Source organism: Actinopolymorpha alba DSM 45243, from assembly GCF_000373925.1.
Lineage (GTDB): Bacteria > Actinomycetota > Actinomycetes > Propionibacteriales > Actinopolymorphaceae > Actinopolymorpha > Actinopolymorpha alba.
In genome coordinates this window covers 1-13,475 of record NZ_KB892788.1, presented here as the reverse complement: position 1 = coordinate 13,475, position 13,475 = coordinate 1, and the positions used below count along the sequence as shown (strand labels likewise).

Here is a 13,475-nt window from a genome sequence, read left to right as displayed (position 1 = left end):
CTCCGTTGGGCCACGCGGAGCGTACCGTTGGCCGGTGGCAATGATGCGGGTGCCCGACCGAGATCAGGTCGGGAGTCGGACGCGCACCGCGGCTCGGCGATGGTTGGTCGATACCGCGGTGGTAGGTGTGGTGCTCGCCGCCGCCGAGATCGCGATCGTGACCGGGCGTGAAGCCGATTCCGCCGATCGTGACTGGTTGGCGTACGTACTCGGTGTGGCGATGGCCGCGCCGTTGCTGCTGAGGCGGCGGTTGCCGGTGGCCACGCTCTACCTGGTCGCGGTGGCCCTGTTGGTGTTCTACACGCTGGGTTATCCGGGCTTCCCGCCCTCGGTGGTGCTTGCCATCCCGTTGTACGACGCAGCGCGGGCAGGGTTCCTGTGGCGGGCGTTGCCGGTCCCCGTCGCCTTCCTGTCGGCCGGCTACTTCGTGACGGTACGTCGTGGCGAACCCCCGCTCGATGCATTCGCCATCTTCCTGCCGGAGTTCGCGTTGGCGGCCGTGGCGATGCTGCTGGGCGCGCTCGCGTGCAGTCGACGAGCGTACGCCGCAGAGGTGCGCCAGCGTCTGCGCCTGGCAGAAGAGGAGCAGGAGCTGCTCGCCCGCCAGCGGGTCGCTGAGGAACGCCTGCGCATCGCCCGAGAACTCCACGACACAGTGGCCCACGCCATCGCCACCATCACCGTACAGTCAGGCACCGCGCTGCACCTGATCGACCGTGAGCCCGACCACGCCCGTGAAGCGCTGACCGCGATCCGGCGTACCGGCAAGGAGGCGTTGGCCGAGATGCGTTCGACCCTGGCTGTCATACGAGCTGACGGTGAGCCGGCCACGATGGCAGCCCACGACGGCGGCCTTCACCGGCTGCCAGATCTGCTGGCCGCGGTAAGAGCGGCTGGCCTGGACATCACCTTCGACAGCGACCTCGACGACCCGCGACTGGCCGAGCCGACTGACCACGCGGTGTACCGGATCCTCCAGGAGTCGCTGACCAACGTGTTGCGCCACGCCGGGCCGTCGGCACGGGCGCAGGTGAGCCTGACCTGGGAGCCGGAATGGGTCACGGTCGAGGTGAGCGACGACGGCGTAGGCACCGCCGATGGCGGTTCGGGCGTGGGCACCGATGGTGTACGCACTGACGGGAAGCGCCCGAGCGGCGGGCACGGTCTGGCCGGGATGCGGGAGCGGGCCGAGGCACTCGGTGGCCAGTTCGAAGCCGGACCGAAGTCCGGACGAGGCTTCAGTGTGTGGGCGCGCCTGCCCCGGGAGGCGATGTGATCCGTCTGCTGTTGGCCGATGACCAGGCTTTGGTCCGAGCCGGCTTCCGGGCACTTCTGGAGAGTGCGACCGACATCGAGGTGGTCGGCGAAGCCGACAACGGCGGGCAGGCGATCGCCCTGACTCGCGAACTCCGGCCTGATGTGGTCCTGATGGACATTCAGATGCCGGAGGTTGACGGGGTGACAGCGACCCGCCGGATCACCACCGACCCGGGGCTGAACGCCGTGCGGGTCGTCGTCCTCACCACCTTCGCGGAGGAGGAGAACGTCTTCGCGGCGCTGCGGTCGGGTGCCAGCGGCTTCCTGGTGAAGGACATCGAGCCTGATGAGCTGCTTCAGGCCGTACGCATCGTGGCGCGCGGCGACGCGCTGCTCTCGCCAAGTATCACCAGGACCGTGATCGCCCGGTGCATCCGTGCTTCGTCGGCGGATGCCCGCCCGCGCCGGGAGCCACCAGAGCTGACTGCTCTGACCGCGCGGGAACGCGAGGTCGTCCGTCTGGTCGCGTCCGGACTGTCCAACGACGACATCGCCTCGCGGCTCGTCGTCAGCCCGCTGACGGCCAAGACCCACGTCTCGCGAGCGATGGCAAAGGTTGCCGCCCGGGACCGGGCCCAGCTGGTGGTGTTCGCGTACGAGTCCGGCCTGGTCGCGCCCGGCGCCGCCGTCTAAATCTGCTCTCGATCCACCGTATGAATCCGCCCCACCTCCATGGGATCGGGGCGGGTTGTTTCACGTCCCGTGAGGTGTCCAGGACGCTCGCTGGTGGGCGCGTCGGCTTGGCCGATCGCGGGTGCGGCGGCCATCCACAGCCCCTGCACGTCGCGCATCGTCGAGGGATAAGGACGCTGACAACGCGTCGGTCCCGCAACGAAGCCGCGCAATGTTCGACACTGAGCTGTCCGGTCCCGCCGCACATAGGGCAGATAGCACGCATGACGCACGAGTGCCCATCAAGACACGGTCGGTAAACCGTCTTCTTTGACGGCCGAGCCGCCTCGCGCATCAACTCCTACATTCAGACCGACCTGCTCAAGAGCCGCTGCAAGTAGGCCAAGGAGGCCGCGGAGTCGGTTTGCGGGTAGTACTCCAGCCCAAGACGTCCTCGGTAGCCGACATCGTGCAGGGTGTTGAGTTGGAGTGACCAGTCGATGTTCCCTGTACCAGGTTCGCCGCGTCCGGGTACGTCGGCGATCTGGACGTGCGCGATGAGGTCGCCGTTCCCGGAGAGGACCTGCTGTGGGTCTTCACCCATCATGACGGAGTGGTAGAGGTCGTAGAGAAGCCGGACGCTGCGTTGGTCGACCTCACGGATGATGTCGAGTCCTTCGCTCGTGTCGCGAAGGTAGTGGCCGCGGTGGTCGAAGGTGTTGAGGGGTTCCAGGACGAGCGTCACGCCGTAGTCGGCCGCAATGGGTGCGGCGGCGGTGAGCGCCTCGACAACTGTCGCGTGCTGGGTCGCGCGTGGGACTTCCGGCAGCTCGTCACCGGCCACGACAACGACAGCAGGTGCCGCGAGCCTGCTGGCCAGGGCGCAGGCCTGGGTGACTCCTTGGAGGAATTCCGGTCGTCGGTCGGGGTTGATAGCGGCGCCCCAGGGCTCAGCTACCAGTGAGGTTATGGACATGCCCGTGTCCTTGAGGACTGCCTGGACCTCGGCAATGTCCTGGTCTTGCCAGAACCAGAACTCCACGGCGGGCACACCGGCTGCGGCGGCCGCGCGGATGCGGTCGAGGAACGGCCGGTCATATTCGGTGAAGAGGAGCTCGATGCATGGGGAGAGTTCGTACATGGGGGTCTGTACCTCCTTGTCGTTTTCCTTGTCGAGTCCCTGCGGACGACGACGAACGAGATCGCATGGGCAAGGTTGTGGTGATCGAGCACGTGACGCTCGATGGTGTCATGCAGGCGCCGGGGCACCCGGATGAGGATCCTCGCGATGGCTTCCGGCACGGCGGTTGGGCGAGCCGTGGAGCAGATCCGGCCATGCAGGAGGTGATGAGCGCGCGCATGTCAGGCGGGTGGTCCCTGCTGGCTGGCCGTACGACGTACGAGCGATTCGCCGACTACTGGCCCAAGCAGGAGAGGAATCCGTTCACCGAGGCACTCAACCGCGTGCAGAAGTACGTGGCATCGAGGACGCTGAGCGAGCCGCTGCCCTGGCAGAACTCCACGCTGTTGAAGGGTGAAGCTTCCGACGAGGTGGCCACGCTCAAGAAGGAGCTCGAGGGGAACCTGGTGGTGTTTGGCAGCGCACGGGCCCAGGTGTGATCATCGCCATCTACCGTCCTGCCGATAACTGATCGGGGACAGCTGTGTCGCGGCGGTGTCCGGCCCGCAGGGAATTCGGGCCGGACACCCGGGCAGGCGAACTCGCCGCCCTCAGCTAGGACACGCCAAGGACGCGATCATGACGCGAGTTGAGCAAGTCTTTCGATCAAATTCGCCGCAGCACGATCGGTGCTGGCCAGGAGTGCGGCAGCCGCTGGCTTAGCGGTAGGCCTCCGCTTGGAGGTCGAACAATTCGGCGTACAACCCGTTCCTCCGAACGAGCTCGTGATGCGTGCCGACCTCCCGAACGCGGCCTTCATCGAGTACGACGATCTGGTCGGCCATCTGCACACTGGAGAACCTGTGCGTTATCAACAAGGTGATGCCGCCGACCTCCGCGACGTCTTTGGCTGCGCTCGCGAAGGTGAGGAAGATCTGGTGCTCCGCCTCGGTGTCGAGCGATGCGGTGGGTTCGTCCATGACGAGCAGGAGTGGTGTCCTGCGCATCTGGCCACGCGCCAGCGAGAGCCGCTGCCATTCCCCGCCGGAGAGGTCGACGCCTGCCTTCCAGGAGGATCCGAGCTGAGCGTCCAGGCCGTGGGCCAGGCCAGCTATGACATGCTCCGCAGTACCCCGCCTCACTGCGGTCAGGACGGCGTCCTCGTCGTCCATGCGTTCCACGTCGCCCATGCCTATGCACTCACGCGCGCGAAACTCCGGCCGGCAGAAGTCCTGAAACGCCCCGCTCGTACGCCTTCTCCACGCCTCCGGGTCGATCCCCGACAGGTCCTGGCCGTCGACCTGCACCCGTCCGGACGTCGGTTGATAAAGGCCGAGCAGGAGCTTGACAAGCGAAGTCTTTCCGGCGCCGTTCTCCCCAACGAGCCCGACCACGGTGCCTGGTTCGAACACCAACGAGACATCGCTGAGGACCTCCTTCGAGGTGCCGGGATACGTGAAGGACACCTTGTCCAGCCGGATACCCTCAGTGAGGCGGCGCGGGGGTTCGGCGGTCGGAGTGTCTGCGTCGCGTGCCTGCGTACGTCGGTAGCGAGACAGCCACTCCATCTTCGCTCCCACGATGCATACGCTGGCGACGTCACGGACCCCGTTCACGAGGCCGGAAACGAACCCCTGGGTCTGACCGGCAAGCACCAGCGTGACGATCACATCGCCGACTGTCAGTTCGCCGGCCAGGGTACGGGCGACAACCAACGCGACGGCGCCAAGGTAGCCCACTGCGAAGACGAGGTCTCCGCCGGCGCTCAGCAGAGTCGAGCGCGTGAGGGCTCTGCCTTGGGTCTGGTCCACGTGGTTTGCGAGGCGCCGCCGCCTGTCCCGCAGCTCAGTGCCGAGTCTGAAGAGGCGAGCCTCACGCGCGACCGGCATCTCGCCGGCCATTGCGACGAAGCGATGCAGCAGGCGATCGGACTCTGCCGTCTCCTCTTGGGCCACGCGGATCCAACGATTGGAGATTCCTCCGATGACGAACGACGGAAGGGCGAACAGCAGCAGGAGCAGCAGCAGTGGAGTCTGAGCGGCTAGCAGAACGCACGCGATGACCGCTTGGAACACCGTGCCGAACAAGCTCAGCGTCGCGGTGATACCGACACCGATGATGCCCGACTCTTTACGCAGGACCTGGATCTGGTTGAAGACGTCCGGCCGCTCGAAGTGCTCGATGCCAGGAAGTCCGGCGAGCATCTCGGTGAGCTGTCGCTGGACAACGAGGTCGATCTTCTTCCCGACAACGTGGATCAGGTAGACACTCAACTGCATGGAGCCGAACGCTGCCGCGGCGGCCAGCCCCGCAAGCGTCGCCGCCCAGGCGACCGACGACGCGCTGTCGATGTCGGACTCGATCAGCGCTTTCACGGCCAGCGCACCGAAAGCGGGCGAGACGTAGCTGAGCGGCAGCGACAGGCACAGAAGAATCGTCCCCACGAGATCCGCTCGGAACGCGAGGACCAGGATGAGCTTCAGGGCACGAACCGAGTCAGGAAGCCAGGGTGACTTTGGTGCGGCAGCTTCGCTCATAGGGCGTACCTCATAGCCTGGAGGCGGAACATCTCCGCGTATCTTCCGTCCAGCTCCATCAACTCCTCGTGACAACCGGTCTCGGTGATGTGTCCGTCTTCGAGGACGCAGATCCTGTCCACCTGCCGAACCGTCGAGAACCGGTGTGACACGAGCACGGTGGTCAGGCCCTTCGTCATGGTGAGGAATCCCTTGTTGAGTTCGGCTTCGGCTCTGACGTCGAGGTTGGCCGCGGGTTCGTCCAGCACGAGAATGCGAGCGCCGGACTCCGCGGCGAGCAGGGCCCGGCTCAGGGCGACGCGCTGCCACTGCCCTCCCGACAGTTGGGCACCGTTGCTGAATTCCCGCGCCAGCATGGTCTCCCAACCGTGCGGAAGCTCCGCTATCGCTCGGTCAATCCCGGCGCGACCCGCCGCCGCCAGTGCCCGCTCACGGCTCGCGGCCAGATTCCCCACCCGTATGTTGTCGATGGCGCTCATGGGGAACTGCGCGTAATCCTGGAAGATCGCCCCTATTCGTCCCTGCCATTCACTTGCGTCCATTGTCGCGATATCGATCCCGTCGGCCAGCACCGCGCCTTGTGAAGGTTCACAGAACCGACACAGCAGTTTGATCAGGGTCGTCTTTCCGGCACCATTCAGTCCGACGATCGCCAGTGAGGTCCCGACGGGTATGTCGAGGTCAACGCCACTTAGTAGAGCTCTGTCGGAGTTCGGATAGCGAAAGTGGACCCCTCGGAAGGCGACACTCGTAGAAGGCGCGTCCTTCGCTACCTGCGTGGCCGCCCTGGGTGTAGTGAGGATCGGAGCTACGTATCTCTCCTCGATCCGGCTCTCCAGCAGCGTCAGGGCCTTGAGCGGGCGGCTTGCCTCAGTCAGATCGAAGTGGGCTTGGCCTATGGACTCCACGTCGGCAAGTGGGCGCAGCACGGCCTGCGCCAGCACGGCGGCCGCGCCAATGCTGAGTGCGCCGGACGAGATCTGCACCGACGCCCAGACGAATGCCACAGAGATCACGGCCACGAGAGAGACGGTTGCCCCGATCACGCCTGGTCCCAACCGGCCCATCTTTCTGATGTCGAGCGCCAGGACGTAGGTGAGACGGCGATACCACCGATTGATGATCCATTCTCCGAAGCCGAGGACGCGTAGTTCCTTTCCCCAGGCCGGTGACATGACGATGTCCCGTTCGTAATCAAGCCTCCGGAACTCCGCCTCCCCCTCCTCGTCGATCCTTTCCAGCATCATCCTCGCGAGGTGCCTCACACTGAATGCGAGCGCGCCCAGCATCGCGACGGCCAGCGCCACCCCTATCAACCACTGGAACATTCCCACCACGATGACCGAGAAGACGACGCCGACAATCCCGCTGACGAACCGTCTCCATGCCCCTGGCGCCTCAGCGGGTCGCCAACGGCCAGCACCCAGACCGTCGGCAACCTCCGCGGCGAGATCCCGGTTGCGGTCGTCTTCCAGGTGGTCCAGCCCGGCGGGCTTCAGCACCGCAGCCATCGTCCGATCATCGAGAAGGTTGTTCAGTCGCTGACCAAGATGCCAGTCCACGATCCTCGACGCATGGCCGACGCATTGCTGCAGTACGTAAACGATCGCCACGACCGCTAGCGGGATCCAGATCTCCGTGCGTCCGGACACCGCACTCGGCAATCGATCGATGACTTCACCAACGGAAAGAATGAAGGCGACACTCAGCGCTGGATGCGCGATCGAAAAGACTAGGAGAAGAAGCGTCAATGGCTTGCTGACGGTTGGCAGGTACCGGACAGTTGTCGCGAGCACGGAGCCAGGCATCGACGCCCTTTCTCACTCGAGAGACATCCACGCTCGACGGACCATAGCCATCTCCACGAATCATCGCCATCGCTTTTTTGGGCCGTACTCGTCCCGGCTATGAGGACGGTCCTGTTGGCGCGGTCGAGCCGCAGGAGGGCCAGTTCAGTGGTGGGCCTGCCGGGTGAGACGTACGGTCATCAGGTCACCGGGCTGACACTGAAGCTCCTGGCACAGGGCGCTCAGGGTGCTGAACCGGATGGCACGGGCCCGACCGTTCTTGAGCACGGAGAGATTGGCCAGCGTCAGGCCGATCCGGTCGGCGAGCTCGGTGAGTGTCATCCCCCGCTCCGCGAGCAGCTTGTCGAGGTGCAGCTCGACCTGATGTTCCTCCGCCGGCGGCATCAGACCACCGTCTCCAGCTCGGCGCGCATCGCGTAGCCGCGCTTGACCACCTCGGCGACTGCCAACAGTCCAGATCCGATCAGGAACCAGTGCAGGGGCAGCTGCGAGAACCCGACCGCGCCGTCGGTGGTCACCGTGGTCGACAGGTTTATCGCGGCGATCAGCTCAATCAGGAATCCGAGGTAACCGCCAGCGAGCGCGAGCATCGCGAGGACCCGCAGTCGGCGCACGGTCGCCGGGGTGAACGGGTCACCGTGGCGGGCGTGCCGCACGATGCGGAGGAGCAGCGCCAAGAGTGCCGCGACCACCACCTGGGTCGGCAGCGTGGTCAGCGCCCAGACGACCCGCTGCTGGAGGCTCGGATCAGCCACTGTGACAGTCACGTCCTGCTCCGAGGCGATCGCGACTCCCGCGCGCAGTCCGTATTCGACGGTGCCGGAGACCGCCGAGGCGGGTAACTGCAGGGACAAGGAGTCGCCAACCGCCGCCGTGGCGCCGGTACCGAACACCCCCAGCGCGCCGACCACGAGCAGGCCGAGAATGAGCACGGCCTGTAGCTCCTTCAACCAGTCCGGCCGGCGGATGCTCTCCCACAACTTCATGACCCCTCCTTATCGAAAGTCGATGTCTCGATAATCGATAAGGACGGAGCCGTTGTCAAGCCCGGTGGCCACCTTCGCGGGTCAGTGTCGTGACTCCTGGACCTGTCAGTACGTTGGCGCTGACAGGGCGCCCGGATACTGCCAGCAGCAATTCGAGGGCAGGCCCGCGTACCTCTGGGCCCGTGCCGGCGCTGATGTCCGCATCCGTCGCCACAAGGCGCAGCCCCTGCGCTCGTTCCTTACCACCGCCGAGCCCCACGCCGGTGTTCAGTTGGTAACGCAATGCGGTTGCGATGTGGACAGTCGGGTAATCGCGTCTGATGTCGAGCGGGCGTCGGATGTCCTCCCCGTGTACGAACGCCTCGACCAATCGAGTGGCCAGCGCCGCCGGAGCACTGGTCGTGCGGGTGCTCACCGCCCCGAACTCGGCCAGAGTGCGGTGCGGATCGTCAGCGCGCTCCCGTGTGACCCCGGCGGCATTGAGGCGGTCGAAGTCGAAGCGCGCGGCGATAAGGTGGCGGAGAAAACCCAGGCGCGTGGTCTTCGCGTCATCAACGAGGTGGGCCAGGACATCGTGGACGTCCCAACCGGGGCACAGTGATGGCGTTGCCCACCGCTGTGGCGGCAAGGTCTCCAGATCCTGGATCAACGCCTCGCGTTCGATGTGAACCACGGACCAGATTTCGTTCATGGTCGCGCCCTCCTTCCTTGGATAGAGGTGGACGGTACGGTACCCAGGTGCCGAGGCGCGAGAGGAACCTGCATGGCCACGCCGACGAAGGCGTGCGCGTCTTCCTCGCCGCGTACGGAACGACGGACGCCACCTCCTGAGTACATTCCAGGCTCACTCGCCTTACCTGGCTGCAGGGGCGCTCGAAGTCGACGCCGTATCGGTTCTGTACCGCCACGACGGGAGCGATCGTGCTGGCCTCTGCAAGATGCTCCACGCAGACGTTGGCGAGCCTGGTTGGTGGATTTGCCCCAGCTTTGGAGCAGCGTAGGTGAGCTAGAAGGTGGCCGTGTCGATGTGAATGACGCCGAGTTCGACGACGCGCCGAAGCAACGCAGTCGTCTGGTAACGGTCGCTCGCGGTGTCGATATCGAATGCGGAACCCCGGCGAGGCATTTGGTTCCGAATCCGATCCTGTTGACCGTAAGATCGCCGATCGTCCAGGTGCCAGCAGCTGCGGCGTTGATCTCACTGCTGGGCGTTCGGCGGACGCTAGCAGGCTGCGTACTTCCGGGCTGGCAGACTGACCGGATGGATCTTCCGGCAGATAGTCACGTACACAGCGAGTGGTCATGGGACACCGATCTGGGCGCGATGGACGCCACCTGTGCCCGGGCGGTCGCCTTGGGTCTTCCGGCGGTCGCCTTTACCGAGCATGTGGATTTCACTCCGTTCCGGGCCGGCGATCTGGCCGAGAAGTTCGGTCATCTGGTCACAGACGGGATCCTCACAGCTTCCGAACTCGATGTTGAGGGCTACCTGGAGTCGGTCGAGAAGTGCCGCGCGAAGTATCCGGACCTGCGGATCCTCACCGGCATGGAGGTGGGTCAGCCACACCGCCATGCGGGCGAGATCGCTGACCTCTTGGCCCAGGGCACCTTCGACCGGATGATTGGTTCACTTCACTGCATTCCCGACGGCGACGAGTACGCCGAACCGTGGGAGCTGTTCCCCCACTATCCGGCAGACGCTGCGTTCCGTCAGTACCTAGCGGAGATTCCTCGGATGGTGGCCGAGTCCGACGTGTTCGATGTCCTCGGCCATATCGACTACCCCGTACGCTTCTGGCCCGAAGCCCTTGGCCCGTTCGATCCAAACGTGTTCGAAGACGAACTGCGGCACGCCCTTAGAGCGCTGGCTGCCGGCGAACGAGCGTTGGAGATCAACACCCGGCGCCCGCTCGACGCCACGATCCTTGCCTGGTGGCGTGAGGAGGGCGGACAACGGGTGACTTTCGGTAGCGACGCCCACCTCCCGGAGGCGCTTGGCGCGGGCTTCGCTGAGGCAGCCGCAATGGCTGAAGCTCACGGCTTCCGCCCCGACACAAAGCCTGAGAACCCCTGGGCACTCACAAACAAGCGGCGCGCCGGCCAACCTCTGCTCGCTGTCACGATCCACGACCGATCACCAGGCAACTGACCGTCGCCCCCCGACCGCTAGGAACGGGTAGCGCGGGAAGGGCAGTGCGTGACCGGGGTGAGCCAGCAGGCGTCGGAATCCAGGTAAGCGGCTAGAGTCGCCGCATGCCTGAGCTGATGGACGGCGGCCGATTCTCCAAACCTATGCGTCAGGGAGACACAGTCGAGCGCCGTCTGAGCCCGGCGAGCGCCAACGTACACGCTCTATTGCGCCATTTCGAGCGGATCGGCTTCACCCTGGCACCACGGGTCCTTGGCATCACGGCCGACGGGCGTCGGGAGGTCCTCAGCTTCATCGAGGGGAAGACCGGCTATCCCCCGCTGCCGGATGCTCAGCGCTCGGACGAGGCGTTGGTGGAGGTGGCTCGTGCGATCCGCGCCATGCATGACGCAACCCAAGGCTTCGTGCCGGTGAGACCGAATGCATGGCATGACCAAGAAGCCGCTGTCCCCGCACGTATCAACTGCATTGGACACCATGACCTCGCGCCGTGGAACATCGTCTTCGACGGCAGCCAAGTGGTCGGCATCATCGACTGGGACTCCATCCGTCCGTCCAACCGCGTGTGGGACCTGTCCTATGCGGCACACCAGTTCGTGCCCCTACACCCTCCTGCCTCGCTGGCGCCGTTCGGTTGGAACGACGAGCCAGAGCGCGCCGCACGTCTGAAACTGTTCGCTGACGCCTATGGGCTTGGAGTTACCCCGCCCGAGATTCTCGATCATGTGGTATTGCGTTTGGTTTCGATCGCCGCCCACATCGAGCAGGAGGTCCGTGCCGGCAATCCCGACTTCGAGGTGCACCGCCAGGAGAACCACGCCGAGGGCTACCGGGCAGCGGCGCAGTTCATTCTCGACAACCGCACAGCCCTACTGGTGTGATCGCGGATCACCCTGTTCACGCTGGGCCGGCCGTTCAGGCTGGCAAGCCGGTTGCCGGGGTCGGGCCCGTTGTGACACGCTCGACTCGTTCCTACAGAGCCATCTCGCGCCGTACTCGCGTGGGATGGCGGCAGTTGCTCGCAGCTGCCCACTACCCGATCGAAGGGTGTGTGGCATGCTGCGCTCATTTTCTCTGCCGGCGGATGGCCAGGACAGTGTTACCGCCAGGCAGTCTGAACCTTCCGATCTCTCCGTAACGCGGGGAGTTTGCCATCGGTCGGCATTGGCAGACGCCGTGCACGTTCGCCTGCAGCGCGGACCGAACCGCCAGCGTCTACTGGAGCTGCAAGCGGCGCTCGATGCTCATCAGACACTTTGGCGGCCGTCGCCCTTCCACGTTCGCCGACCGGACTGGTGCGCGGACCAACCTGAGCTGGCAGAGGCGGTGCTCGGCCTCGACGACCGCACGCTTGAAAAGCTGGCCCACGACCCCGACGACTGCCGCGACTGGCTCACTCCCAGGTTGCCGGTCGCCGACACACTGGGACGGCTGGCGAACCTCCCGCCCCTGCCCAAGCGTGACCTGCCTGCCATGCCCCCTCGCCTCGACCGGCGCATCCGCGGCCGCAAGCGCGCCCAGATCGAGGCTTTCGCCGCACACTCACCGGCCGCACATGCGCCCCTACTGGAGTGGTGCGCCGGCAAAGGTCACTTGGGACGACGGCTCGCATTCGCCGACCAGGTGCCCGTGCGATCGCTGGAGATCGACCCGAGGCTGTGCGCCGACGCCACGCAGCTCGCCGAGCGCGCCGGCATCGAGCAGACAGTGCTCTGCGCCGACGCCATTGACGACGCGGCCCACGCCCAGGTGAAGGGCCGCACGGTGGTCGCGCTGCACGCCTGCGGCGAACTACACCGCTGCCTTGTACGCCGCGCCGCACAAGCCGGCGCCCACGGCTACCGCATCGCCCCGTGCTGCTACCACCTTGGGATCGCTGACGCCTACCATCCGCTCGCCCGCGACTCTTCGCTGTCTCTTGACGCCGACGCCATCCGGCTGGCCGTTACCGAAACCGTGACCGCCTCGCGCCACGACCGCCGGCGCCTTGCCCGCGACCAAGCCTGGAAGTTGGGCTTCATCGCCTTGCGCAACCAGCTCGAAGGCGAAGCGGCCCGAACCTTCCGCCCAATGCCTGCACGCTGGCTGTCGGGCGACTTCGCCGATTTTTGCCACGTACTGGCCCACCGCGAAGGCGTAGACCTGCCGGCCGCAGTCGACTGGACGCATTGGCTGGCCGTCGGCGAGCAGCGCCGCGCCGAGATCCGTCGCCTCGAGCTCGTCCGCCACGCCTTTCGCCGCGCATTGGAACTGTGGCTCGTCATGGACCTCGCCGTCGGACTCGAGGAGGCCGGTTTCGAAGTACAGGTCGGCAGCTTATGCGACCGCTCCCTCACCCCACGCAACCTGATGGTGCTGGCGCAACGCTAACCGTCGCCAGCCGCTCACGTTGCTCGCCCGGTGAGGAATCGCAAGGATTAACGCGTGGACGATGATGATCGTGCGAGTTGCTGGGTGTCCCGCAGCCGAACGGATTTGGGTGCGATCAGGTCTCGAGGTGAAGGTCATGACCGATCTCAACAGCCCGGCGACACCGCCGAGAATGTCAGCACCGTCGCCTAACCTAACCCACGAAAAAGGAACTGCGGCCCGCCCGTCGATTTATCCAAAGCCAGACGGGCAGGTGGCGGTCTGGATCGGGATCTGAACAGCAGAAGGGGGCAGGGTGGCTACATTCGTGTTGATCCACGGCGCTGGCGATGTCGGATGGTACTGGCATTTGGTGGAGGCCGAACTACATGCGCGAGGCCATGAGGCCATCTCGCCGGATCTTCCATGCGATGACGACTCGGCCGGCCTGACCGAGTACGCCGACACCGTGGCTGAGGCGATCGGCGATCGGACCAATCTGATCGTTGTCGCGCAATCTTTCGGCGGCTTCACCGCCCCGCTTGTCTGCGACCGGGTGGCGGTGGAACTTCTCGTCCTGGTCGCGCCCATGATCCC

General features: G+C 65.5%; 13 protein-coding genes. 7 read left to right on the top strand and 6 right to left on the bottom strand.

Features of this window, described 5'->3' with window-relative positions; all coding sequences use genetic code 11:
- The first annotated feature begins 40 nt into the window (after positions 1 to 40).
- The gene (locus tag B141_RS43470) at positions 41 to 1,276 is read left to right on the top strand and encodes an ATP-binding protein (protein WP_020578807.1); all 1,236 of its coding nucleotides are present in this window, start codon (positions 41 to 43) and stop codon (positions 1,274 to 1,276) included.
- Complete coding sequence (locus B141_RS0129550; protein ID WP_026257671.1) at positions 1,273 to 1,950, top strand: response regulator; 678 nt, start codon at positions 1,273 to 1,275, stop codon at positions 1,948 to 1,950. The genes B141_RS43470 and B141_RS0129550 overlap by 4 nt, the downstream gene beginning before the upstream one ends.
- Positions 1,951 to 2,296: 346 nt before the next feature.
- On the opposite strand, the gene B141_RS0129545 is transcribed toward B141_RS0129550, so the two are convergent.
- Positions 2,297 to 3,070 carry a TIM barrel protein gene (locus tag B141_RS0129545; protein ID WP_020578805.1) on the bottom strand — a complete coding sequence of 258 codons (774 nt, stop codon included), beginning with the start codon at positions 3,068 to 3,070 and terminating at the stop codon, positions 2,297 to 2,299.
- A gap of 65 nt (positions 3,071 to 3,135) precedes the next feature.
- Between B141_RS0129545 and B141_RS43465 the strand changes: the two genes are divergently transcribed.
- Entirely contained in the window at positions 3,136 to 3,549 is a 414-nt protein-coding gene (locus tag B141_RS43465) for a dihydrofolate reductase family protein (protein WP_020578804.1), read from the top strand.
- Positions 3,550 to 3,768: 219 nt separating this feature from the next.
- Here B141_RS43465 and B141_RS43460 read toward each other — a convergent pair whose 3' ends face one another.
- The 5 genes from B141_RS43460 to B141_RS0129515 form a co-directional block, all read right to left on the bottom strand.
- Entirely contained in the window at positions 3,769 to 5,586 is a 1,818-nt protein-coding gene (locus tag B141_RS43460) for an ABC transporter ATP-binding protein (protein ID WP_020578803.1), read from the bottom strand.
- A complete protein-coding gene (locus B141_RS0129530) occupies positions 5,583 to 7,097 on the bottom strand; it encodes an ATP-binding cassette domain-containing protein (RefSeq protein ID WP_157181390.1) in 1,515 nt (504 codons plus the stop codon). The genes B141_RS43460 and B141_RS0129530 overlap by 4 nt, the downstream gene beginning before the upstream one ends.
- 441 nt (positions 7,098 to 7,538) lie before the next feature.
- Positions 7,539 to 7,778, bottom strand: coding sequence for a helix-turn-helix domain-containing protein (locus B141_RS0129525; protein ID WP_020578801.1), 240 nt, complete (start codon positions 7,776 to 7,778; stop codon positions 7,539 to 7,541).
- Positions 7,778 to 8,380, bottom strand: a complete 603-nt coding sequence (locus tag B141_RS0129520; RefSeq protein WP_020578800.1) for a DUF2975 domain-containing protein — start codon at positions 8,378 to 8,380, stop codon at positions 7,778 to 7,780. Before B141_RS0129520 ends, B141_RS0129525 begins: the two co-directional genes overlap by 1 nt.
- A 55-nt stretch (positions 8,381 to 8,435) precedes the next feature.
- A complete protein-coding gene (locus B141_RS0129515) occupies positions 8,436 to 9,071 on the bottom strand; it encodes a maleylpyruvate isomerase family mycothiol-dependent enzyme (RefSeq protein WP_020578799.1) in 636 nt (211 codons plus the stop codon).
- Between the two features lie 570 nt (positions 9,072 to 9,641).
- Here B141_RS0129515 and B141_RS0129505 point away from each other — a divergent pair.
- The 4 genes from B141_RS0129505 to B141_RS0129490 form a co-directional block, all read left to right on the top strand.
- Positions 9,642 to 10,529, top strand: a complete 888-nt coding sequence (locus B141_RS0129505; RefSeq protein ID WP_084678604.1) for a histidinol-phosphatase HisJ family protein — start codon at positions 9,642 to 9,644, stop codon at positions 10,527 to 10,529.
- 104 nt (positions 10,530 to 10,633) lie between these two features.
- A complete protein-coding gene (locus tag B141_RS0129500; protein WP_026257670.1) occupies positions 10,634 to 11,410 on the top strand; it encodes a phosphotransferase enzyme family protein in 777 nt (258 codons plus the stop codon).
- Between the two features lie 175 nt (positions 11,411 to 11,585).
- Entirely contained in the window at positions 11,586 to 12,899 is a 1,314-nt protein-coding gene (locus tag B141_RS0129495; protein ID WP_084678603.1) for a methyltransferase, read from the top strand.
- Positions 12,900 to 13,206: 307 nt separating this feature from the next.
- On the top strand, positions 13,207 to 13,475 hold a 269-nt coding region (locus B141_RS0129490), incomplete at its 3' end, for an alpha/beta fold hydrolase (protein ID WP_020578794.1).

Excerpts from the sequence above, each read along its gene's own strand:
- B141_RS43470 (WP_020578807.1), top strand. The coding sequence starts at position 41 with ATGATGCGGGTGCCCGACCGAGATCAGGTCGGGAGTCGGACGCGCACC.
- B141_RS0129545 (WP_020578805.1), bottom strand. The coding sequence starts at position 3,070 with ATGTACGAACTCTCCCCATGCATCGAGCTCCTCTTCACCGAATATGAC.
- B141_RS43465 (WP_020578804.1), top strand. The coding sequence starts at position 3,136 with ATGGGCAAGGTTGTGGTGATCGAGCACGTGACGCTCGATGGTGTCATG.
- B141_RS43460 (WP_020578803.1), bottom strand. The coding sequence starts at position 5,586 with ATGAGCGAAGCTGCCGCACCAAAGTCACCCTGGCTTCCTGACTCGGTT.
- B141_RS0129530 (WP_157181390.1), bottom strand. The coding sequence starts at position 7,097 with ATGGCTGCGGTGCTGAAGCCCGCCGGGCTGGACCACCTGGAAGACGAC.
- B141_RS0129525 (WP_020578801.1), bottom strand. The coding sequence starts at position 7,778 with ATGCCGCCGGCGGAGGAACATCAGGTCGAGCTGCACCTCGACAAGCTG.
- B141_RS0129520 (WP_020578800.1), bottom strand. The coding sequence starts at position 8,380 with ATGAAGTTGTGGGAGAGCATCCGCCGGCCGGACTGGTTGAAGGAGCTA.
- B141_RS0129515 (WP_020578799.1), bottom strand. The coding sequence starts at position 9,071 with ATGAACGAAATCTGGTCCGTGGTTCACATCGAACGCGAGGCGTTGATC.
- B141_RS0129505 (WP_084678604.1), top strand. The coding sequence starts at position 9,642 with ATGGATCTTCCGGCAGATAGTCACGTACACAGCGAGTGGTCATGGGAC.
- B141_RS0129500 (WP_026257670.1), top strand. The coding sequence starts at position 10,634 with ATGCCTGAGCTGATGGACGGCGGCCGATTCTCCAAACCTATGCGTCAG.
- B141_RS0129495 (WP_084678603.1), top strand. The coding sequence starts at position 11,586 with ATGCTGCGCTCATTTTCTCTGCCGGCGGATGGCCAGGACAGTGTTACC.